The 24,484-nt window shown below is 44.6% G+C and carries 28 protein-coding genes and 1 pseudogene; 26 read left to right on the forward strand and 3 right to left on the reverse strand.

What is annotated here, in order from left to right:
* The 16 genes from PGQ38_RS11290 to rpsA all read left to right on the forward strand — a co-directional run bounded on the left by PGQ38_RS11290 (position 1) and on the right by rpsA (position 15,209).
* Complete coding sequence (locus tag PGQ38_RS11290; protein WP_204453021.1) at positions 1–1,029, forward strand: molybdopterin-binding protein; 1,029 nt, start codon at positions 1–3, stop codon at positions 1,027–1,029.
* Positions 1,011–1,136, forward strand: a complete 126-nt coding sequence (locus PGQ38_RS20695; protein WP_368356998.1) for a DUF6783 domain-containing protein — start codon at positions 1,011–1,013, stop codon at positions 1,134–1,136. Before PGQ38_RS11290 ends, PGQ38_RS20695 begins: the two co-directional genes overlap by 19 nt.
* Positions 1,108–1,896 carry a metallophosphoesterase gene (locus PGQ38_RS11295; RefSeq protein ID WP_204453024.1) on the forward strand — a complete coding sequence of 263 codons (789 nt, stop codon included), beginning with the start codon at positions 1,108–1,110 and terminating at the stop codon, positions 1,894–1,896. Before PGQ38_RS20695 ends, PGQ38_RS11295 begins: the two co-directional genes overlap by 29 nt.
* 17 nt (positions 1,897–1,913) lie before the next feature.
* A complete protein-coding gene (locus PGQ38_RS11300; protein WP_118578030.1) occupies positions 1,914–2,705 on the forward strand; it encodes a segregation and condensation protein A in 792 nt (263 codons plus the stop codon).
* Between the two features lie 3 nt (positions 2,706–2,708).
* Positions 2,709–3,278, forward strand: a complete 570-nt coding sequence (gene scpB / locus PGQ38_RS11305; RefSeq protein WP_118578031.1) for an SMC-Scp complex subunit ScpB — start codon at positions 2,709–2,711, stop codon at positions 3,276–3,278.
* Positions 3,279–3,409: 131 nt separating this feature from the next.
* A complete protein-coding gene (locus PGQ38_RS11310) occupies positions 3,410–4,207 on the forward strand; it encodes a zinc dependent phospholipase C family protein (protein WP_195409344.1) in 798 nt (265 codons plus the stop codon).
* 275 nt (positions 4,208–4,482) lie between these two features.
* A complete protein-coding gene (locus PGQ38_RS11315) occupies positions 4,483–5,688 on the forward strand; it encodes a D-alanyl-D-alanine carboxypeptidase family protein (protein WP_187564972.1) in 1,206 nt (401 codons plus the stop codon).
* A gap of 172 nt (positions 5,689–5,860) precedes the next feature.
* Entirely contained in the window at positions 5,861–7,297 is a 1,437-nt protein-coding gene (locus PGQ38_RS11320; RefSeq protein WP_204453026.1) for an acyl-CoA carboxylase subunit beta, read from the forward strand.
* 14 nt (positions 7,298–7,311) lie between these two features.
* Entirely contained in the window at positions 7,312–8,043 is a 732-nt protein-coding gene (locus PGQ38_RS11325) for an OadG family transporter subunit (protein ID WP_204453035.1), read from the forward strand.
* A gap of 18 nt (positions 8,044–8,061) precedes the next feature.
* Complete coding sequence (locus tag PGQ38_RS11330) at positions 8,062–8,430, forward strand: biotin/lipoyl-binding carrier protein (protein ID WP_118578036.1); 369 nt, start codon at positions 8,062–8,064, stop codon at positions 8,428–8,430.
* 16 nt (positions 8,431–8,446) lie between these two features.
* The gene (locus PGQ38_RS11335) at positions 8,447–9,595 is read left to right on the forward strand and encodes a sodium ion-translocating decarboxylase subunit beta (protein ID WP_118578037.1); all 1,149 of its coding nucleotides are present in this window, start codon (positions 8,447–8,449) and stop codon (positions 9,593–9,595) included.
* Between the two features lie 87 nt (positions 9,596–9,682).
* On the forward strand, positions 9,683–11,095 hold the full coding sequence (locus PGQ38_RS11340; protein ID WP_173715969.1) for an oxaloacetate decarboxylase subunit alpha: 1,413 nt from the start codon (positions 9,683–9,685) through the stop codon (positions 11,093–11,095).
* Between the two features lie 175 nt (positions 11,096–11,270).
* Positions 11,271–12,548, forward strand: a complete 1,278-nt coding sequence (locus tag PGQ38_RS11345; RefSeq protein WP_204453037.1) for a BaiN/RdsA family NAD(P)/FAD-dependent oxidoreductase — start codon at positions 11,271–11,273, stop codon at positions 12,546–12,548.
* Positions 12,549–12,608: 60 nt separating this feature from the next.
* Positions 12,609–13,277, forward strand: a complete 669-nt coding sequence (gene cmk, locus PGQ38_RS11350) for a (d)CMP kinase (RefSeq protein ID WP_173715971.1) — start codon at positions 12,609–12,611, stop codon at positions 13,275–13,277.
* A gap of 2 nt (positions 13,278–13,279) precedes the next feature.
* Entirely contained in the window at positions 13,280–14,149 is an 870-nt protein-coding gene (ispH, locus tag PGQ38_RS11355; protein ID WP_195391624.1) for a 4-hydroxy-3-methylbut-2-enyl diphosphate reductase, read from the forward strand.
* Positions 14,130–15,209: a 30S ribosomal protein S1 gene (rpsA, locus tag PGQ38_RS11360; protein WP_118578042.1), complete on the forward strand. Its 1,080-nt coding sequence runs from the start codon at positions 14,130–14,132 to the stop codon at positions 15,207–15,209. Before ispH ends, rpsA begins: the two co-directional genes overlap by 20 nt.
* A 1-nt stretch (position 15,210) precedes the next feature.
* Here rpsA and PGQ38_RS19990 read toward each other — a convergent pair.
* Positions 15,211–15,387 (reverse strand): annotated as a pseudogene (locus PGQ38_RS19990) (DUF6783 domain-containing protein); the annotation flags it as partial.
* Positions 15,388–15,469: 82 nt separating this feature from the next.
* Here PGQ38_RS19990 and PGQ38_RS19995 point away from each other — a divergent pair.
* The gene (locus PGQ38_RS19995) at positions 15,470–15,520 is read left to right on the forward strand and encodes a hypothetical protein (protein WP_308768383.1); all 51 of its coding nucleotides are present in this window, start codon (positions 15,470–15,472) and stop codon (positions 15,518–15,520) included.
* Positions 15,521–15,592: 72 nt separating this feature from the next.
* Here PGQ38_RS19995 and PGQ38_RS11365 read toward each other — a convergent pair whose 3' ends face one another.
* On the reverse strand, positions 15,593–16,615 hold the full coding sequence (locus PGQ38_RS11365) for a ribonuclease H-like domain-containing protein (RefSeq protein WP_270431773.1): 1,023 nt from the start codon (positions 16,613–16,615) through the stop codon (positions 15,593–15,595).
* Positions 16,616–16,747: 132 nt separating this feature from the next.
* Here PGQ38_RS11365 and PGQ38_RS11370 point away from each other — a divergent pair, with 132 nt between their 5' ends.
* The 7 genes from PGQ38_RS11370 (at position 16,748) to PGQ38_RS11400 (ending at position 22,772) form a co-directional block, all read left to right on the forward strand.
* Positions 16,748–17,638 carry a putative ABC transporter permease gene (locus PGQ38_RS11370; protein ID WP_173715973.1) on the forward strand — a complete coding sequence of 297 codons (891 nt, stop codon included), beginning with the start codon at positions 16,748–16,750 and terminating at the stop codon, positions 17,636–17,638.
* 106 nt (positions 17,639–17,744) lie between these two features.
* A complete protein-coding gene (gene rsxC / locus PGQ38_RS11375; protein WP_330674483.1) occupies positions 17,745–19,064 on the forward strand; it encodes an electron transport complex subunit RsxC in 1,320 nt (439 codons plus the stop codon).
* Between the two features lie 17 nt (positions 19,065–19,081).
* On the forward strand, positions 19,082–20,062 hold the full coding sequence (locus PGQ38_RS11380; protein ID WP_118578045.1) for an RnfABCDGE type electron transport complex subunit D: 981 nt from the start codon (positions 19,082–19,084) through the stop codon (positions 20,060–20,062).
* Positions 20,059–20,673, forward strand: coding sequence for an RnfABCDGE type electron transport complex subunit G (locus PGQ38_RS11385; RefSeq protein WP_118578046.1), 615 nt, complete (start codon positions 20,059–20,061; stop codon positions 20,671–20,673). The genes PGQ38_RS11380 and PGQ38_RS11385 overlap by 4 nt, the downstream gene beginning before the upstream one ends.
* Positions 20,670–21,380, forward strand: coding sequence for an electron transport complex subunit RsxE (gene rsxE, locus PGQ38_RS11390; RefSeq protein ID WP_118578047.1), 711 nt, complete (start codon positions 20,670–20,672; stop codon positions 21,378–21,380). Before PGQ38_RS11385 ends, rsxE begins: the two co-directional genes overlap by 4 nt.
* Positions 21,381–21,386: 6 nt before the next feature.
* On the forward strand, positions 21,387–21,962 hold the full coding sequence (gene rsxA, locus PGQ38_RS11395) for an electron transport complex subunit RsxA (protein ID WP_021925525.1): 576 nt from the start codon (positions 21,387–21,389) through the stop codon (positions 21,960–21,962).
* Positions 21,963–21,974: 12 nt separating this feature from the next.
* Positions 21,975–22,772, forward strand: coding sequence for an RnfABCDGE type electron transport complex subunit B (locus tag PGQ38_RS11400; protein ID WP_118578048.1), 798 nt, complete (start codon positions 21,975–21,977; stop codon positions 22,770–22,772).
* On the opposite strand, the gene PGQ38_RS20700 is transcribed toward PGQ38_RS11400, so the two are convergent.
* Positions 22,703–22,903 carry a hypothetical protein gene (locus tag PGQ38_RS20700; protein ID WP_334304187.1) on the reverse strand — a complete coding sequence of 67 codons (201 nt, stop codon included), beginning with the start codon at positions 22,901–22,903 and terminating at the stop codon, positions 22,703–22,705. The two genes, PGQ38_RS11400 and PGQ38_RS20700, sit on opposite strands and share 70 nt — an antisense overlap.
* On the opposite strand from PGQ38_RS20700, the gene PGQ38_RS20000 reads away from it, so the two are divergent.
* Positions 22,826–23,062, forward strand: a complete 237-nt coding sequence (locus tag PGQ38_RS20000; protein ID WP_306467702.1) for a DUF6783 domain-containing protein — start codon at positions 22,826–22,828, stop codon at positions 23,060–23,062. The genes PGQ38_RS20700 and PGQ38_RS20000 overlap by 78 nt on opposite strands.
* 20 nt (positions 23,063–23,082) lie before the next feature.
* Entirely contained in the window at positions 23,083–24,369 is a 1,287-nt protein-coding gene (locus PGQ38_RS11405) for a putative ABC transporter permease (protein WP_195409334.1), read from the forward strand.
* The last annotated feature ends 115 nt before the right edge of the window (positions 24,370–24,484 follow it).

A 24,484-nucleotide genomic window follows, 5' to 3' on the forward strand; every position in this document is an offset into this window, starting at 1 on the left:
ATGAAAGAAATAAGAACCGAAGACGCAGCAGGCCAGATCCTCTGCCATGATATTACACAGATTATAAAGGATGAGAAGAAAGGCGTTCTGTTTTCCAAAGGACATATTGTGAAAGAAGAGGACATTCCGCTGCTCCTTTCTGTTGGAAAAGAACATCTTTTTGTGTGGGAAAAGAAAGAGGGAATTCTTCATGAAAATGAGGGCGCTGATATTTTGTATAAAATCTGTGCAGGAGATTCCATGCATGGAACTGATGTGAAAGAAGGCAAGATCGAACTGGTAGCAGACGAGGACGGAGTTCTGAAAATCCGCAGAGATGCCCTTCTGGCAGTGAATTCTCTGGGGGAGATGATGATTGCTTCCCGCCATGGGGACTTCCCGGTAAAAAAAGGAGATAAACTGGCTGGCACCAGGATCATCCCTCTTGTAATCGAAAAAGAAAAAATGGACAGAGCTGTGGAAGCCGCTGGCCCGGAACCGATTTTTTCCATTCTTCCCTATCATTTTAAAAAGGTTGGAATCGTTACAACTGGAAGCGAGGTAAAAAAAGGTCTGATTCAGGATACTTTTACCCCTGTATTAAAAGAAAAGCTTTCTGAGTACCCCACTGAGGTGATCGGTCAGACGACTCCGGGAGATGACAAGGCACAGATCACAGCCGACATTATGGAATTTATTAACCAGGGTGCAGATATGGTAGTCTGCAGCGGCGGCATGAGTGTAGATCCAGATGACCGTACACCTGGAGGAATCCGTGATACAGGAGCCAGAGTTGTTACTTACGGTGCACCGGTACTGCCGGGAGCCATGCTTCTTATCGCTTACTATGAGAAAGAGGGCAAATGCATTCCGATCCTTGGCCTTCCTGGATGTGTCATGTATGCGAAGCGTACTGTATTTGACCTGGTTCTGCCAAGAATCATGGCAGATGATGAAATTTTCCCGGAAGAAGTTGCTGCATACGGAGAAGGCGGTCTCTGCCTGAGCTGCAAAGTCTGTACCTTCCCCAATTGTGGATTTGGAAAGTAAGCAGGGCCTGGGGCGTGCAGATTGCAGAAGGCCTTTTTCAAACACGCTCTGGAAATTACAAAGTATTTAAGGAGATTTATGGAAAAATTTCGAACTGTAACCTATGAAGTCCATAACCCGAAAATAAAAAAAAGCGTGCGCTTTGCTGTTCTTGCAGACCTTCACGGAAGCATTTTCGGCGAAGAGAATAGTGCTTTGCTGAAAAAAATCCAGGAAAATGCCCCCGATGCCATTCTTCTTGCCGGAGACATGGTGGTCAGGATGGATCCTTTCACCCTGGAAACTGCCAGAAAACTGCTTTGTACACTGGCGAAGAACTTCCCCATCTTTTACGCCATGGGAAACCACGAAACCAAAATGGAAGCCAAAGGGCACCTTTATCGGAATGAGTACCTGAAATATCAGGCAGAGTTGAAACAAAAAGGAATCTGTTTTCTGGCAAATGAGAAGAGCAAAGTTGTTCTGGCTGGCAATTCCTTTGTGGTAAATGGACTGGAACTTCCACTGGAATACTATCACAAGCCTTTTTCCCCGAAGCTCACTTCAGAAAAAATGGAAGAGCTTATGGGAAAGCCAGATCCGGAAGCCATAAATATTCTTCTTGCCCATAACCCAAAATATGGCAGAACCTATTTCCGCTGGGGCGCCGACCTGATTCTGTCTGGACATTACCATGGCGGTGTGCTCCGTTTTTCCAGACATGTGGGAGCCATCAGTTCCCAGTTTATACCTTTTCCAAAATACTGTTGCGGCGATTTTTACAAAAATGGCAAATGTATGATCGTAAGTGCAGGCCTTGGGGAACACACAGTGCCTCTTCGGATCCATAATCCAAGAGAGCTGATTTTTATAGAAATGAAACCGTAAGGGAGAGAGGAAAGCGCATGGCAATTCCCGTAAAACTGAATGTTTTTGAAGGACCGCTTGATCTGCTCCTTCACCTTATTGATAAAAATAAAATTGATATTTATGATATACCGATTGTGGAGATTACGGATCAGTATATGGAATACATTCACGCTATGGAAAAAGAAGATCTTGGAGTTATGAGTGAGTTTATGGTCATGGCAGCCACACTTCTGGATATCAAGTGCCGGATGCTTCTTCCAAAAGAAATCAATGAAGAAGGAGAAGAGGAGGACCCCAGAGCGGAGCTGGTTCAGAAACTTCTGGAATATAAGATGTATAAATATATGTCTTATGAGCTGAAGGACAAAATGGACGATGCCAGCGGCGTTTATTTCCGTGAGCCGGATGTGCCAAGGGAGGTGCTTCAGTATCGGGAGCCAGTGGATCCCTCAGAACTTCTGGCTGGTCTTACTCTTGAGAAATTAAACGCCATTTACCAGTCAATCATCAGGCGGCAGGACGACAGACGAGATCCTATCCGAAGTCAGTTTGGAAAAATCGAGAAGGAAGAAGTCAGTCTTTCTGATAAAATGCTGGAGATGAAAGAATTTGCAAAGACTCACAGGAAATTCAGTTTTCGGGATCTGTTGAAAAAGCAGTGCTCCAAAGTACAGGTAATCGTTACCTTCCTTTCCGTGCTGGAACTGATAAAAATGGGACACATTCATGTGGTTCAGGAAGAGATTTTTGATGACATTCAGATCAATGTTGTGACAGAGCCGGAAACCTGGAAGAATCTGACAGAATTTGCAGAGGAAGAAGGATAGTGTATGGAAATTAAACGATTAGAAGGTGCCGTTGAGGCAATCCTGTTTGCGATGGGTGAATCTGTGGAATTAGGTCAGATTGCGAAAGCAATCCAGCAGGATAAGCCAACTACAGAAAAACTACTCCATAATCTGATGGATAAATATAAGGATGAGGGAAGGGGAATCCAGATCATTGAGCTGGAGGGCTCTTATCAGCTGTGCACCAAACGGGATTACTATGGCTGTCTGATCCGGATTGCCATGCAGCCTAAGAAACCTGCCCTTACAGATGTTATGCTGGAAACGCTGTCTATTATAGCCTATAAGCAGCCTGTGACAAAAGCTGAGATTGAAAAGATCCGGGGAGTAAAAAGCGATCATGCAGTAAATAAGCTGGTTGAGTATAATCTGGTAAAGGAGCTTGGACGTCTTGATGCACCTGGACGGCCGATCCTTTTCGGCACTACAGAAGAATTTCTTCGCACATTTGGTGTTCAGGGTCTGGAAGAGCTGCCGGCTGTGGATCCGGTAAAAATGGCGGATTTTAAGGCTGAGGCAGAAGAGGAAGTACAGCTGAAGCTGGATATATAAGACAGGACAAGTAAGCCACAGATAAACTGCAGACGATATAACAGAACAAGTAAGCCCGGATAAACTGCAGACAATGAAACAGGACAAGTAAGCCGCAGATAAACTGCAGGCGATAAGACAGGAGAGAAAAAATGCCCACAACATATGCACATGATTTGTTTGGTCAGAAAGTATACAGGCAATTGCCCGATCAAGTGAAAGAAATTATTCGGAAAAACGGTGAACTGTATCGGATCGGTCTTCACGGACCGGATATTTTCTTCTATTATTTTATTTTTAAGAATCACGTAAGCAGTGTAGGATACCGTATGCACAAAGAAAAAGCCCGGGCATTTTTTACCCAGGGAATGGCGCAGGTCAGAGAGACTGGTGATGAGGCACTTCTTGCCTATCTTCTTGGCTTTGGCTGTCATTATCTTCTGGACTCTTCCTGTCATCCTTTTGTAAATGAAATGAATGATAAGGGCAGGATTTCCCACAGCCTTCTGGAAATTGAATTTGACCGCTTCCTTATGGAAGAAAATGGGAAAAATCCATATGCCTTTTATCCTTCTGATTGTATCAAAGCAAAACGCAAAAATGCAGCGGAAATCCACAAGGCTTTTCCTCTTGTAAAAACAGGAGATATTCTTCTGAGCCTTAAACTGATGAAATTTATGACAAATCTGCTGGTATGTGACGATGGCGGGACGAGACGGGCGCGTCTGTCGAAGCTTTCCAGCCTTGGAGGAAGAAGAGCACAGTCTGCTTTGATCGATCACTATATGATGGCTCAGCCGGCAGGTGGCAGCAGGGAACCTGTGGAACAGCTGAATACATTGTTTGAAAAAGAGGTGAAAGAGGCACCGGCAGAATTGCTGGAGCTGTATCAGCTTTCCCAGGAGGACATGCTGTTGTCTGAGCGATGGAATCTGACTTACAATGGTTAGCTGTGATATACAAACTGAAAATTGAACCAATTTCAGGGACAGGTATTTTGTAAGATACCTGTTCTTTTTATCAGGCAAAACTTGTAGAGTGAGCTTTGCATAGTTTGGGACAGGTCCGCGTAAAATACTATAAACGGAATGTGGGGTGGACTATGAAAAGCAGATACAGATTCTTTTGTTTTACACTGACTTTTGTACTTGTTTTATGCACTGCTGCCCAGGTGTCAGGAAGCACTGGCACAGATGAAAAAAAGGCTGTCAGTTCCATTGTGCAGATGATACCGGCAGCTGTTGATATGAAAGAAACAGACGGACCTGGAAATCTCTATGCCTTATCAGCAGTTCTTATGGATGGGGATTCTGGCCGGGTACTGTACGAAAAAGAGGGCTATACAGCTCGTCCGAATGCCAGTACCACAAAGGTAATGACCTGTATCCTTGCCTTGGAAAAGGGCTCCGGTGATGATTATGTAATGGTGTCAGAAAATGCGGCCTCTCAACCAGAAGTAAAGCTGAATTTAAAGGAAGGGGAGCAGTATTACCTGGAAGATCTTCTTTATTCTTTAATGTTGAAAAGCCATAATGATACGGCTGTGGCAATTGCTGAACACATTGGCGGTTCTGTGGAAGGGTTTGCAAAAATGATGAATGCAAAAGCAAAGGAGATTGGCTGCACGAACACTCATTTTGTTACGCCGAACGGTCTTGACAGTGCAGATGCAGGAGGCATTCATCAGACTACCGCAAGAGATCTGGCTTTGATCATGAGCTATGCTGTGAAAAATAAAGCATTTCTTCATATCACACAGACCAGGGATTATTCTTTTTCTGATATTACAGGAAAACGTCAGTTTTCCGTCCATAATGCAAATGCATTTCTTGATATGACTCCGGATGCCATTTCAGGAAAAACCGGTTTTACAGGAAATGCGGGTTATTGTTATGTGGCAGCCTGTGAAAATGAGGAAAGAAAATTTATTATTTCCCTTCTTGGCTGCGGCTGGCCGAATAATAAGACATATAAATGGAAAGATGCCATGAAACTGCTGGAATATGGCAAAGCAAATTTTCACAAGGAAACCTATTGGCAGGAGCCGGAGATTCCGGCTATACCAGTAAAGGATGGGACTGACGAAAGCAGCGGGAAAGAATCTGGTAAGGAAAACCAGGAAAATTCCGGGAGAATTTTCACAGAAACTGGGACAGGTTTCGCAGATGTATATATAAATGGCCAGATCCAGGCATCTGATTCTGACAAAAAGAAACAGATCCTTCTGAAAGAAGGGGAAAAGATTACCTGCCATCTGCGTATTGAGAAAAATTTGACAGCACCTGTGAAAAAGGGGCAGAAAATTGGTCAGGTCACTTTTAGCCTTGGAGAACTTGTCCTGGATAACTATTTTGTGACAGCAGATCGCAATATTGTCAAAATCACCTATTTATGGTGCGCAAACAAGGTGTTTCATGACTTTTTTCACTAAAAAGCCTGACGGAATATGTATGATATATAAAAAAATCCCCCGAAAATCGAGGGATTTTTTTGCATAAAAACACGGAAAACTATTGAAAAATTGTGTGAAAAAATGTACAATTAGAATCGGCAGAATTTTTGGTTATACTTTTAAATTATTATAAAATGGAGGGCAAGAAAGAATGAGTAACGCAACACAAAGTTTAGCGGGCACAAGAATCACTTCTTTGCTTGACGCGAACAGTTTTGTTGAGATCGGCCAAAGTGTAACAGCCAGAAATACAGATTTCAACATGACTGAGAAAAAAGCACCTTCAGACGGTGTTATTACCGGATATGGTGTAATCGATGGAAATCTGGTGTATGTGTACAGCCAGGATGTTTCCGTACTGAACGGAACCGTTGGTGAAATGCATGCCAAGAAGATTACCAGACTTTATGATATGGCTATGAAGACCGGTGCTCCGGTGATCGGCCTGATCGATTGTGCAGGTCTCCGTCTTCAGGAGGCAACTGACGCATTGGAAGCATTCGGTGAAATTTATATGAAACAGACTCTGGCATCCGGACTGATTCCACAGATCACAGGTATCTTCGGTACCTGCGGTGGTGGTATGGCACTTGTACCGGCACTGACAGACTTCACATTTGTTGAAGAGAAGAAAGGCAAACTGTTTGTAAACACCCCGAACGCCCTTGAAGGCAATCACGTTTCCAAATGTGACACATCCTCAGCCAGATTCCAGAGCGAAGAGACAGGTCTTGTAGACGGAATCGGCACTGAGGACGAGATCCTTGGAAAAATCCGTGAACTCGTAACATATCTGCCATCTAACTGCGAAGACACTGATTCTTACATGGAGTGCACAGACGACCTGAACCGTGTATGCGAGGATATTGAGAACTGCACAGGTGACACAGCCATTGCACTTTCCAGAATCGCTGATAACGGCCAGTTCTTCGAGGTAAAAGCTGACTACGGCAAGAGCGTTGCTGTTGGATTTATCAGACTGAACGGCGCTACCGTTGGTGCTGTTGCAAACAGAAGCGAGAGCTATGATGCAGAAGGCAAAAAGGTATGGGAGTCTGATGGAACCCTTAGTGCACGCGGTGCAAGAAAAGCAGCAGAGTTCGTAAAATTCTGTGACGCTTTCGAGATCCCGGTACTTACTCTTACAAATGTAAACGGCTTCAAGGCTACTGTATGTGGCGAGAAGATGATGGCGAAATCTGTTGGAACACTGGTTCATGCATTTGCAGATGCTACTGTTCCGAAGGTTAACGTTGTGATCGGCAAAGCATTTGGAACCGCTTACACAGCTATGAACAGCAAAGCAATCGGTGCAGACATGGTATATGCATGGGAGGACGCAGAGATCGGTATGATGGATGCTGACCTTGCAGCTAAGATCATGTATGCAGGCGATGACGCAGCAGCTCTTACTGAGAAAGCAGCTGAGTACAGAGAACTTCAGAACTCTGTTTCCTCTGCAGCAGCAAGAGGATATGTTGACACCATTATCAGCCCGGCTGATACAAGAAAATATGTGATCGGTGCATTTGAAATGCTGTTCACAAAAAGGGAAGAACGTCCGTCCAAGAAACACGGCACGGTCTAAGCGAGGTGGAGCATATGAAACAGATTTTTAAGAAAGTATCCTCCCTTTGCACAGTACTTCTCATGATGGCAGTTCTCACTCTTACCGGAGCTTCCTCCGTATGGGCAGCTGATGAGGTAGATGACTCGGTAAAGCAGACTTTGGTCACTACTGCTGAGGGACTTACCGATACCATCATTGCTCTCAGTGATGAAGATATTGAGAATTATACCAAGTCATCTGATGAGTTTACTGTTGGTGCAATGACTGCATGGGCAGGCTCCAAGGATGAAGTTGGGGCTTTAAAGGAGAGAACCGGAGAGACAGAGGTGAAGGCTTCTGACGATGGATATACCGTTACTGTACCGGTCTCCTTTGAGAAAGCAGATGCAAATTTCGTTTATATTTTCGATGCTTCTACAGGAGCACCTACATCCCTTACTGTTGATGTACAGTACTCCATGGCTGAGACCTTAAGAAGAGCTGTTATGAATACTATCATGGGTATTGCGATCGTATTCATCGTTCTTATTTTCCTAAGCTTCCTGATCTATCTGTTCAGATTCATCCCGAATCCGGAAGCAAAGAAAAAAGCTCAGGCAGCAGCCCCTGCACCTGCTCCGGTGGCAGCACCAGTAGAAGTTGCAGAAGCAGACGATACAGAACTGATCGCGGTTATCGCAGCAGCAATTGCAGCAGCTGAGGGAACCACTACAGATGGATTCGTTGTACGTTCCATCCGCAAAATCAATCGTAAAAAGAGATAAATACAGGAGGATCCTAAAATGAAAAGTTATACAATTACCGTTAACGGAACAGCATATGAAGTAACTGTTGAAGAGACAGGAAGCGTTTCTGCACCAGCAGCTGCAGCTCCTGCAGCAGCTCCGAAGGCAGCACCTGCACCGAAGGCAGCTCCGAAGGCAGCAGCCGGAGCAGGTGCAGTTAAGGTTGCAGCTTCCGTACCTGGAAAGGTTCTGAAAATCGCAGCAAGCGTTGGACAGGCTGTAAAAGCCGGAGACAACATTGTAATCCTGGAATCCATGAAGATGGAGATCCCGGTTGTAGCTCCTCAGGACGGAACCGTTGCAAGCATTGATGTTGCAGAAGGTGCCTCTGTAGAAAATGGAGATACCCTGGCAACAATGAACTAAGTCGGGAGGTAATAGGATGTCTTACGTAGCAGACACTTTGTCCAACCTGATCCATCAGACCGCATTTTTTAATCTGACATGGGGTAACTACCTGATGATCGTGGTTGCTTGTGTATTCTTATATCTTGCCATTGCAAAGGGATTTGAGCCTCTGCTGCTTGTTCCCATTGCATTTGGTATGCTCCTTGTTAATATTTATCCGGACATTATGGCAAATCCGGAAGACATGTCCAACGGTGTTGGTGGTCTTCTTCATTACTTCTACATCCTTGATGAGTGGAGTATTCTTCCTTCCCTTATCTTTATGGGTGTAGGTGCCATGACAGACTTTGGTCCGCTGATCGCGAACCCGAAGAGCTTCCTGATGGGTGCTGCAGCACAGCTCGGTATCTATATGGCTTACTTCCTTGCAATCTTCCTTGGATTCAACGGAAAAGCAGCAGCAGCAATCTCCATCATCGGTGGTGCAGATGGTCCGACCTCCATTTTCCTTGCAGGTAAGCTTGGTCAGACTGCTCTTATGGGACCGATCGCCGTGGCGGCATATTCTTATATGTCACTGGTTCCGATCATCCAGCCTCCGATCATGAAACTGTTTACCACTGAGAAAGAGCGTAAGATCAAGATGGAGCAGCTTCGCCCTGTATCCAAGCTTGAGAAGATCCTCTTCCCAATCGTAATCACAATCGTTGTCTGCATGATCCTTCCGACAACAGCTCCTCTGGTTGGTATGCTTATGCTTGGTAACCTGTTCAGAGAGTGCGGCGTTGTAAAACAGCTTACAGAGACAGCTTCCAATGCACTTATGTACATCGTAGTTATCCTTCTTGGTACATCTGTTGGTGCTTCCACAAGTGCAGAGGCATTCCTGAATGTGGATACTTTGAAGATCGTTGTATTAGGTCTTGTGGCATTTGCATGTGGTACTTTCGGCGGTGTTATGCTCGGAAAGGTTATGTGCAAGCTTACAGGCGGCAAGATCAATCCGCTTATTGGTTCCGCCGGTGTATCTGCGGTACCTATGGCAGCCCGTGTTTCCCAGAAGGTTGGTGCTGAGGCAGATCCTACCAACTTCCTTCTGATGCATGCAATGGGACCAAACGTTGCCGGTGTTATCGGTACAGCCGTTGCTGCCGGAGCATTTATGGCTATTTACGGAATCTAATAATGATACCAGAAATTCGGATTTTTCCCGGCTTTCTATAGTGAAACCGGGAAGTCCGGATGAACTAAATAAATAAGGAGAACAATTATGGCAGAAATTGAAAAAAAACCTGTTAAAATTGTGGAAACCATTCTGCGTGATGCACATCAGTCCCTGATTGCAACCCGTATGACAACAGAGCAGATGCTTCCAATCGTTGATAAACTTGATAAAGTAGGCTACCATGCAGTTGAGTGCTGGGGCGGTGCTACTTTCGATGCAAGCCTTCGTTTCCTTCATGAGGATCCGTGGGAAAGACTTCGTAAATTACGTGCAGGATTCAAGAACACAAAGCTGCAGATGCTTTTCCGTGGCCAGAACATTCTTGGATATCGTCCATACGCTGATGATGTAGTAGAGTATTTTGTTCAGAAATCTCTGGCAAATGGTATCGATATCATCCGTATTTTCGACTGTATGAATGACCTTCGTAACCTTCAGACTGCTGTACATGCTGCAAACAAAGAGCATGGCCATGCACAGGTTGCTCTTTCCTATACACTTGGTGATGCGTATACTCTTGAGTACTGGACAAGCATTGCAAAACGTATCGAGGAAATGGGTGCAGACTCTATCTGTATCAAAGATATGGCCGGTCTTCTTCTTCCATATAAGGCAACTGAGCTTGTTACAGCCCTGAAAGAGACTGTTAAGATCCCGATCGATCTTCATACACATTACACCTCTGGTGTAGCTTCCATGACTTACTTAAAAGCTGTTGAAGCTGGTGTTGATATCATCGATACTGCAATGTCTCCATTTGCACTGGGTACTTCCCAGCCTGCAACTGAGGTTATGGTTGAGACCTTCAAAGGCACTCCATATGATACTGGATTTGATCAGCAGCTTCTTGCTGAGATCGCAGACTACTTCCGTCCAATGCGTGACGAGGCTCTTGAGAGCGGCCTTCTGAATCCGAAGAACCTTGGCGTAAACATCAAGACTCTTCTGTATCAGGTACCAGGTGGTATGTTATCCAACCTTACTTCCCAGCTGAAAGAGCAGCATGCAGAAGACAAGTTCTATGATGTTCTTGAGGAAGTTCCGCGTGTACGTAAAGACCTTGGTGAGCCGCCGCTTGTTACTCCGTCTTCCCAGATCGTTGGTACACAGGCTGTATTTAACGTTCTCATGGGCGAGAGATACAAGATGGTTACCAAAGAGACAAAAGATGTTCTCAGCGGAAAATATGGTGCTACAGCAAAACCATTCAATCCAGAAGTTCAGAAGAAATGTATCGGTGACACACAGCCGATCACATGCCGTCCGGCAGATCTTCTTGAGAATGAGCTGGGCAAACTTGAAGGCGAGATGGCACAGTATAAAGAGCAGGATGAGGACGTTCTGTCCTATGCACTGTTCCCACAGGTTGCTACTGACTTCTTCAAGTATCGTCAGGCTCAGGAGAAAAAGGTGGATGAGACGGTTGCTGATACCAAAAACGGAGCATATCCGGTTTAATCAGTGAGGAATAATTTGTCAGTGTCTGGCCTATAGACACTTTGCTGACAAAAATAATGAAAGACACGTGCAGAGAAGCCTTTTGCACGTGTCTTTTTGAAAAATATAAGTAAAATTTGTGTAACTTTCGGTAGTTACTGAATAGTTGCAAATCTGTTTTATGAAAGGTATGTAAATGAGTAAAATACTGATCATAGGCGGCGGTGCTGCCGGAATGATGGCCGGTGTTTATCTGGCAAGGGCAGGACATGAGGTCCACATCCTGGAGAAAAACGAGAAACTTGGAAAGAAAGTGTATATTACAGGAAAAGGCAGATGCAATGTTACAAATAACTGTGACACGGAAGAACTGTTCCGGGCAGTTATGTCTAACCCGAAATTCCTGTACAGTGCTTTCTATTCTTTCACGCCCCAGGATGTAATGGAATTCTTTGAAGAAGCGGGAGTTCCACTGAAGACAGAGAGAGGCAACCGGGTTTTCCCTGTGTCTGACCATTCTTCAGATATTATCCGCGGTCTGGAACGGGAACTTAAGAAAGCTGGTGCCCATATCCATCTTCGCACAGAGGTGAAAACGGTGAAGGTCAGTCCCTATGAGGAACCGGACGTGGATGAGAAAAAGGCACATCACAGCCGGGTAACAGGTGTAGAACTGGCAGATGGAAGTTTTATGGAGGGCGAGCATGTTCTGGTTGCCACTGGAGGACTTTCCTATCAGTCAACAGGCTCCACAGGTGACGGCTATCGCTTTGCGGAGGAAACCGGCCATAAAGTAACGGAGCTTTCTCCGTCACTGGTTCCTCTTAAGACAAAAGAGGATTATATCCCAAGACTTCAGGGACTTTCCTTAAAAAACACCGAACTTACGATTAAGTCAGGCAAAAAGGTGCTCTTCCAGGATTTTGGCGAGATGATGTTCACCCACTTTGGCGTGACAGGCCCCATGATTTTATCTGCAAGCGCACATATTGGCAAACAACTGCAGAAATCCGGAGAACTGAATGCTTATCTGGATCTGAAGTCTGCCCTTACCATGGAACAGCTGGATGCCAGGATTCTGCGGGAATTTGAGGCAGGACAGAATAAACAGTTTAAGAATGTGATCGGCGTACTTTTTCCATCATCCCTTACACCTGTCATGCTGGAACTGGGTGGCATTTCTCCGGAAAAAAAGATACACGATATTTCCAGGGAAGAAAGAATTCACTTTGAAGAACTGGTGAAAGCTTTCCCATTTACCATCAATGGAATGGGAGAATATAAAGAAGCAGTTATTACAAGAGGCGGTGTTTCTGTGAAGGACATTCAGCCGGGAACTATGGAATCCCGAAAGGTAAAAAATCTCTATTTTATTGGAGAAGTGCTTGACCTGGATGCGGTAACCGGTGGCTATAATCTTCAGATTGCCTGGTCAACTGCGTATCTGGCAGCCATGGCATTGAAAAATGGATGAAAATCTGTTATAAATGTAAGAAGTGAAAAAACTGCGATTTAAGAGGAGGTAACAGAGAAAATGGGATGTAACATTGCCATTGACGGGCCGGCAGGAGCAGGCAAAAGCACAATTGCAAAGAGAGTGGCAAAGGAGCTGTCTTTTATCTATGTAGATACAGGCGCTATGTACCGCGCCGTAGCACTTTATCTGCTGAGAAATGAAATTGACGGAACAGATGCGGAAGCAGTTGCAGATAACTGTCAGAGCGCTGAGGTTTCCATTCGATATGAAAATGGAGAGCAGGTTGTAATTCTTAACGGTGAGAATGTAAATCAGTATATCCGTACGGAAGAGGTTGGAAACATGGCATCCAAAACATCTGCAAACCCGGCGGTAAGGGCACATCTTCTCAATCTTCAGAGAAATCTGGCAGCAAAGAACGATGTTGTAATGGATGGCAGGGATATTGGAACTGTAGTTCTTCCGGACGCACAGGTGAAGATTTATCTTACTGCCAGCGTGGAGACAAGGGCTAAGAGACGTTATGATGAATATCTTGCCAAGGGCGAGGGTGCTGATCTTGAAGAAATCAAGAAAGACATTGAAAACCGGGATCATCAGGATATGACAAGAGAGATTTCCCCGCTCCGGCAGGCTGAAGATGCCGTGCTTGTAGATTCTTCTTTCATGAATATTGACGAAGTTGTAGCTGCAATTCTCGGAATCTACAAAGATAAGGTGGAATAACCATGGAAGTGAAGGTTGCGAAAACAGCAGGCTTTTGTTTTGGCGTACAGCGTGCTGTAGACAAGGTTTACGAGCTAATCGGCAGTTGTCCTGACAGGCTTTTTACCCTGGGTCCAATTATTCATAATGAAGAAGTAGTGAATGATCTGGAAAAGAAGGGGGTCAGAGTGGCATCTGAGGATGATCTGAGAACACTTCCTGAGGGCAGCACGGTTGTGATCCGCTCACATGGTGTGGGAAAAGAGGTTTATGACCATCTGGAAGAATACGGACTTTCCTATGTGGATGTAACCTGTCCCTTTGTTCTGAAAATTCACCGGATCGTAGAGAAAGAGAGCAGGGCAGGCGCCCATATTGTGATCATAGGAGACCCGGATCATCCGGAAGTGGTAGGAATCTGCGGCTGGTGCATGGGACCTTACACGGTAATTCGGACTGAGCAGGATGCACTGGATTTTGTGTTTCCGGCTGACAAAAGCATATGTATTGTGTCTCAGACAACATTTAATTATAATAAATTTAAAGATTTAGTTGAAATTCTTTCAAAAAAGAGGTATGATAATACTGTTTTAAATATTCTTAATATTTTAAACACTATTTGTAATGCTACCGAAGAACGGCAGAGAGAAGCAAAGAGCATAGCCGGAGAGGTAGACACTATGTTAGTCGTAGGAGGCCGACATAGTTCCAATACTCAAAAGCTGTTTGAAATATGTAAAAAGGAATGTGAAAATACTTACTATATACAAACACCTGTAGACTTGGATTCAGATATGTTCCAATGCAGTAGTTATGTAGGTATTACAGCAGGGGCTTCAACCCCAAAGAAAATTATTGAGGAGGTTCAAGAACATGTCAGAATTAAGTTTTGAACAGATGCTGGAAGATTCCGTAAAAACAATCAGAAATGGAGAAATCGTACAGGGAAAGGTCATCGATGTGAAAGAAGATGAAATTATCCTGAATATTGGCTATAAAGCTGATGGTATTATCACCAAGAGTGAATATAGCAATGATCCTTCCGTAGTACTCACAGACGCTGTACATGTAGGTGACTCCATGGAAGCCAAAGTGCTTAAGGTAAACGATGGCGAAGGCCAGGTTATCTTAACCTACAAGAGACTTGCTGCAGAGAAAGGCAATAAACGCCTTGAGGAAGCATTCGAGAATCAGGAAGTATTAAAAGCTCCTGTAACTCAGGTACTTGACGGTGGATTGTGTGTTAACGTTGAGGAGACACGTGTATTCATTCCTGCAAGCCTTGTTTCCGACACATATGAGAAAGATCTCAGCAAATATGCTGATCAGGAGATTGAGTTCGTTATCACAGAGTTCAATCCAAGAAGACGTCGCATCATTGGTAACCGCAAACAGCTTCTTGTTGCTGAGAAAGCTAAGAAACAGCAGGAGCTTATGGAGCGTATCCATGTTGGCGATACAGTAGAGGGTGTTGTTAAGAACGTTACAGATTTTGGTGCATTCATCGATCTGGGCGGCGCTGACGGACTGCTTCACATCTCTGAGATGTCCTGGGGCAGAGTAGAGAACCCGAAGAAAGTCTTCACAGTTGGTGAGACTGTAAAGGTTATGATCAAAGATATCAAGGGCGAGAAGATTGCTCTTACAATGAAATTCCCAGAGGAGAATCCATGGCTTACAGCTGCTGAGGATTTCGCTGTTGGAAACGTAGTAACTGGTAAAGTTGCACGTATGACAGACTTCGGTGCATTTGTTGAGCTTGCACCTGGCGTAGATGCACTTCTTCATGTATCTCAGATTTCCAGAGAGCACGTTGCAAAACCATCTGATGTGCTTACAATCGGACAGGAAATCCAGGCTAAAGTTGTTGATTTCAATGGCGAAGACAAGAAGATCAGCCTTAGCATGAAAGCTCTTGAGGCTCCGGCTGAGGAAGAGTCTGTAGAGGAATAATTTAACCAAGAGGGAAGTGTTGTGCATTTCTCTTATCCCATGTAACTAACCGCCATTCACAGGATTTGTGAATGGCGGTTAGTTTTGATATCATGAATATGATGTTGATAAAAAGACATTGTCTGTTAGAGCGTGTCTGGAAAAGGCTTTCTGCAAGATGTGCGTCACAATTTGCGGGAGATTTTGTCCGGATGAAGGCGCCGTAGCGAGCTACGACAACCGAATTCGGGTGAATCTCCCGCAAGTGGGGTGTTCAGATTGTGGGAATGATTTTTCAGATACGCTCTGGGGATGATGTCTTTTTTACGTGAGATTTTATATGCTTTGGAAGTTAGAGTATGTTTGAAAAAGGTTTTGGGAATTTTGAAATATAGGTTGAAAGTTTATTTTAATTTCCAAAATAAATATTCCAGGGTATGTATTAAATATTGCTTTTGCTTTTCTTCATTTTCCAGAAATTCCTCTGTGCATGGAAACCAGGTATAACAGGTCTCTCTTGTAGCAGATTTTTTCAGTCCTTTTTCCATAAATTTGCTAATAGATTTAGGGACTGCCATGTCCTCTCCGGGCAGATAATCATAACTTTTGTAATCACTGTAATATTGGCGGATACGGCCATTTAAAGGCTTTACAAGGAGGCTTACCAGGTTGTCCTGACCTGTAATATAGAATTCTTCTGTGCCGTTAGAAAAGGAAGCGGGCAGGCTGTAATGGGGGTTTATCTGCAAAATCAGATTGTCCCCGTCAAAATCAGTTCCGCGAACAGTAAATGCACCATCCCTGAGCGCAAGATACCCCATCATCTTAAACACATCTCCAAGTCCGAGAAGATCTTCCATATTGTGTCCCATAACCGTATCCAGGTCTGTCTGCTCCTGGTGTGCCATATATTTTTTATAGATTTTAATGCATTCCCCGCCATTACAGTAAATGCGCTTCTGTTCTCCTAGAAAGGCTTCCATCTGTTCCTGCTTTAACCCTGGGAGCTTTAAAAATCCCTTCAGAGGGCGAAGCACTTTATACAGGTCAAAAGAAGAAATCCCCTCAAAAGGATCTGGCAGCTCATAGAATTTATAACGAGCCTGAAGGTAAGGCTGATCAAAAGAATCTCCATTGTATTGGATGGTACAGCTGAAATTTTTTATAAATTCTGAAAAAAACTCCAATAATGCTTTTTCTTCCCGGAAATCGGGTGCAAGCCACTGATATAGCTGCCAGGAACCAGATTCATAGCAAACTGCACCAATTAAATATAAAAAAGATGAATTTCGTCCCAATCCAGTGGTTTCAATATCATAAAATAATGGTGAAAAATTGACACCCTCAGCAGCATTTCCAGATAAATTTTTAACAGTCTCAAAGTCCGGAAAACCTTGTAAAATCGGCATTTTTTTAACAATCAGCATGTTTATACTCCTTTCATGGATTGTATTTAATTATACACAATTTTTTTATTTTTAGGTAGTGAATTTTTTCATAAAATGCGGTATAGTAGAATGTATAGAATAGTCAGAATATATAAAGAAAAGGAGAAACCTATGTGGGATTTAGCAATTAATGGAGTGGATTTCTATCACATTGCCAATTGGTTTTACATATACAGTTTTCTTGGCTGGCTTTGGGAAACCTGCTACGTGTCTGTGCGAAAGGGCAAATTGATAAACAGAGGATTTATAAATGGTCCCCTGTGTACCATATATGGCTGTGGAGCTCTTGCTGTATACTTGATTCTTCTTCCCATCAGTGATAATCTGCTTCTTTTATTTGTGGGTGGAGTTGTAGTCGCCACTGCACTGGAATATGTGACAGCAGTGTTGATGGAGAATATTTTCCACACATCCTGGTGGGATTACAGTGATAACAAGTTTAATTTCCAGGGACGTATCTGTCTGGGCTGTTCCCTTGGATGGGGGGTGTTTACCGTTGGGCTTTTCAGAGTGCTTCATCCGGTAGTTCAGGAATTTACAGAATTGTATACCAGAAGAACTGGAGAGGTGGCTGTCTGTGTAATTACAGTCGTTTACATTGTGGATTTTGCTTTTTCTGCAGCTGCCGCTTTCCATTTGCACGAGCGTATTCCTGCATGGGAGCAGGCACTGGATCAGATGCGTGCAGAACTGCTTGTACAGGCGCGTGAGAAGATGGAGAATCTGGAGGAGAGCAGCGGACTTTCCAGAGATAGAATCAAGAAACAGTTAGAGAATAAGCTGGGACGCCTTGATGATGTTGCACTGATCAAGGAACTGGAAGAGAAGAGAACTGCTATGATGTCAGATATCTCTGAAGAGCTTCAGAAGCGTAAAGAGGCTATGGCTGGAAAGGTCAGCCACAACATGCAGCGTTTTGTAAAGGCATATCCAAATCTGAACCGTGGATATAAGCTCCATAAGAAATATGGATTTGGCAGGAAAAATAAAGACGCTGAATAAATACTCAGACAAAAGTGATATTAATAATATAAATCAAACAGACAATAAATCAGGTTGCTGCAGACAAAAGAGTCAGTGATCAATAATATAAAGGCGGTGAATATTAGTGCGATTAACTTTTAAAGGAGGCGTACACCCCTTCGAGGGGAAAGAAATGTCAAAGGACTGCCCGGTGGAGAAATATCTCCCTAAGGCAGATCTGGCGTATCCATTGTCCCAGCACATTGGTGCTCCGGCGAAGCCTGTGGTTGCAAAGGGGGACCACGTGCTTGCAGGCCAGATGATCGCAGAAGCAGGCGGATTTGTATCTGCCCCTGTTCATGCTTCTGTATCCGGTACGGTGAAAGGCATCGAGAAACTTCTGACAGCTACCGGAAGTATGGTAGATTCCATTATAGTGGAGAATGACGGACTGTATGAAGAGGTGGAATTCCACCCGGCAGATCCGGCTTCGCTTACCCGTGAGGAGATTATCGGAAGGATTCGCGATGGCGGTGTAGTAGGTCTTGGTGGTGCAGGCTTCCCCACACATGTGAAGCTTTCCCCCAAGGAGCCTGACAAGATTGAATACATATTGGTGAACGGTGCAGAATGTGAGCCCTATCTTACAAGTGATTACAGGCGCATGATGGATCAGCCGGAGAAGGTTGTGGAAGGACTGAAAATCGTAGTCGGACTTTTTCCAAATGCAAAGGGCTGTATCTGCATTGAGGACAATAAGCCGGATTGTATTGCCAGAATGAAAGAACTGGCTGCCGGAGTCCCGAATATCGAAGTAAAAGAACTGATGACCAAATATCCCCAGGGTGGTGAGCGTACCCTGATCTATGCAGTGACAGGAAGAGAAATCAACTCATCCATGCTTCCAGCAGATGCCGGATGTATTGTAGATAATGTTGAAACAATATGCAGTATTTATGACGCAGTGGCACTTGGAAGACCGATCATGAAGCGGATTTTCACAGTAACTGGTAAGGGCATCAACCGTCCGGCACATTTTGAAGTCTGTACAGGAACGGATATGGCCGAACTGATTGACGCAGCCGGTGGCCTGAAGGAGCATGCCGGTAAGGTGATTTCCGGCGGTCCTATGATGGGATTTGCTATGTATGATCTTCATGTACCATGTGTGAAGACCTCTTCTTCCCTTCTGTGTATGCAGAGTGACCCGGTATCAGATGCGAAAGAGGAAGAGACAGCCTGCATTAACTGCGGACGCTGTGTAAGTGTCTGTCCCGGACATGTTATTCCGGCAAGACTTGCGACCTTTGCACAGCGCGGCGATATGGAGAGCTTCCAGAAGTTTGATGGAATGGAATGCTGTGAATGCGGCTGCTGCAGTTACATCTGTCCGGCCAAACGTCCGCTGACCCAGAGCATTAAGTCCATGCGTAAAATGGTTCTGGCAAGCAGGAAGAAGAAATAATAAGGGGGAAGAAACGAATGGAACAAATGTTTAATGTATCATCTAATCCCCATGTCCGGGCAAGGATGACCACTGCAAAAATCATGCAGCTGGTTGTCATAGCGCTTTTGCCTGCTGCCCTTATGGGAATTTATAATCATGGATTAAAGGCTCTTGCCGTTCTGGTGGTATCCACCGGTTCAGCAGCGCTTGCAGAGTGGTTATATGATCATTTTATGCACAAAAAGAACACTGTGAAGGATTTCAGTGCAGTGGTAACCGGACTTCTTATCGGCCTGAATATGCCGGCAGGAATTCCGCTCTGGATCCCGGTGCTCGGCAGTATTTTTGCAATTATTGTGGTAAAACAGCTTTTTGGCGGTCTTGGACAGAACTTTATGAATCCGGCCCTGGCAGCCCGCTGTTTCCTTATGATTTCCTTTGCCGGCAAGATGACAGATTTTTCTGTATCAGACAGCTTTAAAGGTGCAGTTGACGGTGTGACAGGCGCCACTCCTCTGGCCGCTCTTCGTGACCATGGCTTTGTGGCAGGCTCCTCCGTTCCGGTTAAGAATCTGATTTTTGGTAATATCCAGGGAACCATCGGAGAGACATCTGTAATTGCCATCCTGATCGGCGCAGCAATCCTGCTTTGCTACAAAGTGATCAGCGCCAGAATTCCGCTGACCTATATCGGCAGCTTTGCAGTATTTGTGATCATCTACATGCTCGCTTCCGGCAAAGGCTTTGATGTAAATTATCTGCTCACCCATCTTTGTGGTGGTGGCCTTATGCTTGGTGCATGGTTTATGGCGACGGACTACGTTACAAGCCCCATTACACCAAAGGGGCAGTATGTATATGGCGTCTGTCTTGGTGTTCTTACCGGAATTTTCCGTATTTTCGGAGCTTCCGCAGAGGGCGTTTCCTATGCGATTATTTTCTGCAACCTGCTGGTACCTCAGATTGAGCGTTTCACCCGTCCGGTTGCTTTTGGAAAAGGAGGCGCGAAGAAATGAAAAATAAGATCGTAAAAGATACTCTTGCGCTGACCGTGATCACACTGGTTTCCGGGCTGCTTCTTGGTCTTGTAAACGATATTACAGCAGGTCCGATTGCAAGCCAGCAGGCGAAAGAGAAAGAAGAGGCATATAAGGCAGTATTTGCTGATGCAGCCAGCTTCGAGACAGTTACAAGCGGTGAGGATACGGATCTGGAAAGCTATCTGGATGAAAACGGTTTCAAAGCTCAGAATATTGATGAAGTCATGCTGGCAAAGGATGACCAGGGAAATGAACTTGGCTATGCCTTTACCGTAACAACCTCAGAAGGCTATGGCGGGGACATTCAGTTTGCCATGGGCGTTCAGGATGATGGAACTCTGAACGGAATTTCCATTTTATCCATCAGTGAGACCGCTGGTCTTGGTATGCGTGCAACTACAGATGATTTTAAAAATCAGTTCAAGGATAAGAACGTAGAGAAATTTACCTACACAAAAACTGGTGCCACCTCTGATGATGAGATCGATGCTTTAAGTGGTGCGACAATTACCACAAATGCCATGACAAATGGCGTCAATGCAGGACTTGCCGCATTTCGTTATGAGAAAGGGGGCAGCCAGAAATGAAAAAGAATACACCATCTGAACGACTGATAAATGGTATTATCAAAGAAAATCCTACTTTTGTGCTGATGCTTGGTATGTGTCCAACACTGGCCATCACCACATCTGCAATCAATGGTATCGGAATGGGACTTACCACAACGGTGATTCTGGCAGCATCCAACCTGATGATCTCCCTGCTCCGTAATTTTATTCCGGACAGTGTGCGTATGCCTGCTTACATTGTTGTTGTAGCATCCTTTGTAACAATTGTGCAGATGCTTCTCCAGGGCTTTATCCCGTTTTTGTATTCTTCCCTTGGAATTTACATTCCGCTGATCGTTGTAAACTGTATCATCCTGGGAAGAGCAGAGGCTTATGCATCCAAGAACAAACCAATTCCCTCACTTTTTGATGGTATTGGAATGGGACTTGGATTTACTTTAAGCATCACCTGCATCGGAGCAGTACGTGAGCTGATCGGTGCCGGCAGTATTTTCGGCAAACAGATCCTTCCTCTTGCAGACGCTGCAGCAGGAAAAATGGGCTATGAGCCGGTAACCATCTTTATTCTTGCACCTGGCGCATTTTTTGTCCTTGCATTTTTATCTGCGCTTCAGAACAAATTCAAGATTGGTGCTGCAAAACGGGGCATCGATCCAAGCAATCCGGATTGCAAGGGTGGCTGTGCTTCCTGCGGAAATTCCATGTGTTCGGGAAAAAGGGGGTAAGAGAAGATGAAAGAATTATTACTGATCATTGTAAGCTCTGCGCTGGTAAATAACGTAGTCCTGAGCCAGTTCATGGGACTTTGCCCTTTCCTTGGAGTCTCCAAGACTACAGATACGGCAGCTGGTATGGGCGGTGCGGTTATTTTTGTAATCACCTTGTCCTCCTTTGTAACAAGTGTGATCTACAAGCTGATCCTTCAGCCGCTTGATCTGACTTACCTTCAGACCATTGTGTTCATTCTGATCATTGCAGCACTGGTGCAGTTCGTAGAAATGTTCCTGAAGAAAAGTATGCCTTCTCTTTACAAAGCACTTGGCGTGTATCTGCCTCTGATCACCACAAACTGCGCAGTTCTTGGTGTGGCTCTTACAAACGTGCAGAAGGATTACAATATTCTGGAAGGCACTGTAAACGGTTTCGCAACAGCATTTGGTTTCTCCATTTCTATTGTGCTGATGGCAGGAATCCGTGAGAAAATTGCCTACAACGATATTCCGGAAGCTTTCCAGGGATTTCCAACCGTTCTTCTGACAGCTGGACTGATGGCGATTGCGTTCTTCGGATTTTCAGGATTAATTTAAGGAGGCGTCGGGATGAATATTAGTGCGATTATAGCAGCAACAATTCTGGTTGCAGCAGTAGGCCTCTTCATCGGTGTTTTTCTTGGAGCAGCCGGAAAAAAATTTGCTGTTGAAATTGATGAGAAGGAAGTTGCCATAAGAGAAGCTCTTCCTGGAAATAACTGTGGTGGCTGCGGATATCCGGGCTGTGATGGTCTGGCAGCAGCAATTGCCAAAGGTGAAGCGCCTGTAAACCGTTGCCCGGTAGGCGGCGAGCCTGTTGGGAAAATAATTGCCGGTATTATGGGACAGGCGGCAGTTGAGACTGCCCGTCAGGTAGCTCATGTAAAATGCTCCGGAACCTGTGAAAAAGCGAAAGAAGAGTATATTTACACTGGAGTGGAAGACTGCGAGATGCTTCCTTTCGTGCCAAACGGCGGAGCAAAGACCTGTACATATGGCTGCTGTGGCTTTGGAAGCTGCGTAAAGGTCTGTCCATTTGATGCCATTCATATTGTAGATGGCATTGCAGTAGTAGATAAAGAAGCATGTAAAGCCTGTGGTAAATGTGTTGCCAAATGTCCGAGACATCTGATCGAGCTGATTCCGTACGATCAGAAGATGGCTGTGGACTGCAGTTCCCATGATAAGGGCAAAAAGGTAATGGCGGCTTGCGAGATTGGCTGTATCGGCTGTAAGAAGTGCGAAAAAACATGTCCAAACGGTGCAATTACCGTGGAAGATTCCTGTGCACATATTGACTATGAGAAGTGTACAGGATGCGGAGCATGTAAGGAGGCCTGCCCGAGAGGGGTTATCCGGGAGGCATAAAATAAAAATGAAAAGCCTGTATTTTCAGACTGTTGGCATAGAATGTAAATTTTATGAGAACCAGCAGCTGGAATACAGGCTTTATTCTTGGGGTTAGAGCGTGTTTGAAAAATTATTCCCACAATCTGCACGCCCCACCCCGCGGTATATTTTGCCCGAATTCAGTTGTCGTAGCCCGTTACGGCGCCTTTATTGTGACATACATCTTGCAGAAAACCTTTTTCAAACACGCTCTATTGTGCTATGATATTCTAATCGGGTTTTCCCGGAACGTTTTTATATTTCAATAAACAAAAGAGGAGACATGCATATGATCTGGAAATTACTATGGCTGTTTCTCATCTATTCCTTTGCAGGATGGGTGCTTGAGACAGTTCTTGCATCCCTGAAACAGAAGAAATTCGCAAACAGAGGTATTATCAACGGTCCGTTCTGTCTGATCTATGGATTTGGAGGATTCTTCATTACTGCATTTACAAGAGAACTGACTGGCATCTGGCTGTTTCTTGGCTGTGCCATTGTAGCCTCCCTGCTTGAGTGGATCGCCGGTCATTTAATTGAAATGTGGTACCACGAAAGATGGTGGGATTACCGGAATATCAAGTGGAATCTGGATGGATATGTCAGCGTACCGACCTCCTGTGTCTGGGGTCTTCTTGGTGTATTTGTGATCAAAATTGGAAACGGGCTTTGCATGTCTTTGTACAGTCTTCTTCCGGGACTTATAAGCAGAATTCTCATACTGGTTCTGATGGGATTTCTGGCAGTGGATGCTATTGCCACACTGACCATCCTTTTTGGGCACAGCAAGAATCCTGAAAGATGGATCGCTGCTGACCGGGATATTGATTCCGCAACAAAGAAGCTTGGGGCAAAAATTGATGATGTTGTAAATCGTCGAATTACCAAAGCATATCCTCAGAAGCAGCACACGGAGAGCGAAGAGGCACATCCGGAGATTTTTGCCTACGGCTGCAGCTTTTATAAAATCGTACTGCTGTTTTTTATCGGCGCATTTCTTGGAGATATTACAGAGACTATTTTCTGCAGGATCACAGCCGGATATTGGATGAGCCGCAGCAGTGTGGTATGGGGAGATTTCAGTATTGTGTGGGGCCTTGCCATTGCAGCAGTTACAGCTCTTCTCTACAAATACAGAAACCGCTCCCAGCAGTTCCTTTTCTGGATGGGTACATTTCTTGGTGGTGCCTATGAATATATCTGCAGTGTTTTCACAGAAATTGTATTTGGAACTGTATTCTGGGATTACAGTGATATCCCGTTTAACCTTGGCGGCAGGATTAATCTTCTGTATTGCTTCTTCTGGGGATTTGCAGCAGTGGCATGGTTTAAAATATTCTATCCGCCTGTTTCCAGGCTGATCGAGAAGATTCCGGTGAAAATTGGAAAAATCATTACCTGGCTTCTTATTATATTTATGCTTGCTGACGGAATTGTATCCAGCGCTGCACTTGCGCGTTATAATGCCAGAAGCAATGGCATAGAAGCGGAAAACAGCTTTGAAAGCTGGGTGGACAAACATTTTGACGATGAGCGGATGGCGCAGGTATATCCCAAGGCAAAGAAGGTTGGTTAAGGACTTGTTTTAACCGAATAATTGCTTGATATAAATTCTAGAAGTTATAATAATGCTGTCAGTGTGAAAGGATTTTTTACACCGACAGCTTATTTTTTGCGTGTGTCCAGCAAAG

The organism is Blautia faecis, from assembly GCF_027662325.1.
Lineage (GTDB): Bacteria > Bacillota > Clostridia > Lachnospirales > Lachnospiraceae > Blautia_A > Blautia_A faecis.

Bases quoted from the DNA above. Each gene is read 5' to 3' on its own strand.
- PGQ38_RS11290 (WP_204453021.1), top strand. From the start codon at position 1: ATGAAAGAAATAAGAACCGAAGACGCAGCAGGCCAGATCCTCTGCCAT.
- PGQ38_RS11295 (WP_204453024.1), top strand. From the start codon at position 1,108: ATGGAAAAATTTCGAACTGTAACCTATGAAGTCCATAACCCGAAAATA.
- PGQ38_RS11300 (WP_118578030.1), top strand. From the start codon at position 1,914: ATGGCAATTCCCGTAAAACTGAATGTTTTTGAAGGACCGCTTGATCTG.
- scpB (WP_118578031.1), top strand. From the start codon at position 2,709: ATGGAAATTAAACGATTAGAAGGTGCCGTTGAGGCAATCCTGTTTGCG.
- PGQ38_RS11310 (WP_195409344.1), top strand. From the start codon at position 3,410: ATGCCCACAACATATGCACATGATTTGTTTGGTCAGAAAGTATACAGG.
- PGQ38_RS11315 (WP_187564972.1), top strand. From the start codon at position 4,483: ATGATACCGGCAGCTGTTGATATGAAAGAAACAGACGGACCTGGAAAT.
- PGQ38_RS11320 (WP_204453026.1), top strand. From the start codon at position 5,861: ATGAGTAACGCAACACAAAGTTTAGCGGGCACAAGAATCACTTCTTTG.
- PGQ38_RS11325 (WP_204453035.1), top strand. From the start codon at position 7,312: ATGAAACAGATTTTTAAGAAAGTATCCTCCCTTTGCACAGTACTTCTC.
- PGQ38_RS11330 (WP_118578036.1), top strand. From the start codon at position 8,062: ATGAAAAGTTATACAATTACCGTTAACGGAACAGCATATGAAGTAACT.
- PGQ38_RS11335 (WP_118578037.1), top strand. From the start codon at position 8,447: ATGTCTTACGTAGCAGACACTTTGTCCAACCTGATCCATCAGACCGCA.
- PGQ38_RS11340 (WP_173715969.1), top strand. From the start codon at position 9,683: ATGGCAGAAATTGAAAAAAAACCTGTTAAAATTGTGGAAACCATTCTG.
- PGQ38_RS11345 (WP_204453037.1), top strand. From the start codon at position 11,271: ATGAGTAAAATACTGATCATAGGCGGCGGTGCTGCCGGAATGATGGCC.
- cmk (WP_173715971.1), top strand. From the start codon at position 12,609: ATGGGATGTAACATTGCCATTGACGGGCCGGCAGGAGCAGGCAAAAGC.
- ispH (WP_195391624.1), top strand. From the start codon at position 13,280: ATGGAAGTGAAGGTTGCGAAAACAGCAGGCTTTTGTTTTGGCGTACAG.
- rpsA (WP_118578042.1), top strand. From the start codon at position 14,130: ATGTCAGAATTAAGTTTTGAACAGATGCTGGAAGATTCCGTAAAAACA.
- PGQ38_RS11365 (WP_270431773.1), bottom strand. From the start codon at position 16,615: ATGCTGATTGTTAAAAAAATGCCGATTTTACAAGGTTTTCCGGACTTT.
- PGQ38_RS11370 (WP_173715973.1), top strand. From the start codon at position 16,748: ATGTGGGATTTAGCAATTAATGGAGTGGATTTCTATCACATTGCCAAT.
- PGQ38_RS11380 (WP_118578045.1), top strand. From the start codon at position 19,082: ATGGAACAAATGTTTAATGTATCATCTAATCCCCATGTCCGGGCAAGG.
- PGQ38_RS11385 (WP_118578046.1), top strand. From the start codon at position 20,059: ATGAAAAATAAGATCGTAAAAGATACTCTTGCGCTGACCGTGATCACA.
- rsxE (WP_118578047.1), top strand. From the start codon at position 20,670: ATGAAAAAGAATACACCATCTGAACGACTGATAAATGGTATTATCAAA.
- rsxA (WP_021925525.1), top strand. From the start codon at position 21,387: ATGAAAGAATTATTACTGATCATTGTAAGCTCTGCGCTGGTAAATAAC.
- PGQ38_RS11400 (WP_118578048.1), top strand. From the start codon at position 21,975: ATGAATATTAGTGCGATTATAGCAGCAACAATTCTGGTTGCAGCAGTA.
- PGQ38_RS20000 (WP_306467702.1), top strand. From the start codon at position 22,826: ATGAGAACCAGCAGCTGGAATACAGGCTTTATTCTTGGGGTTAGAGCG.
- PGQ38_RS11405 (WP_195409334.1), top strand. From the start codon at position 23,083: ATGATCTGGAAATTACTATGGCTGTTTCTCATCTATTCCTTTGCAGGA.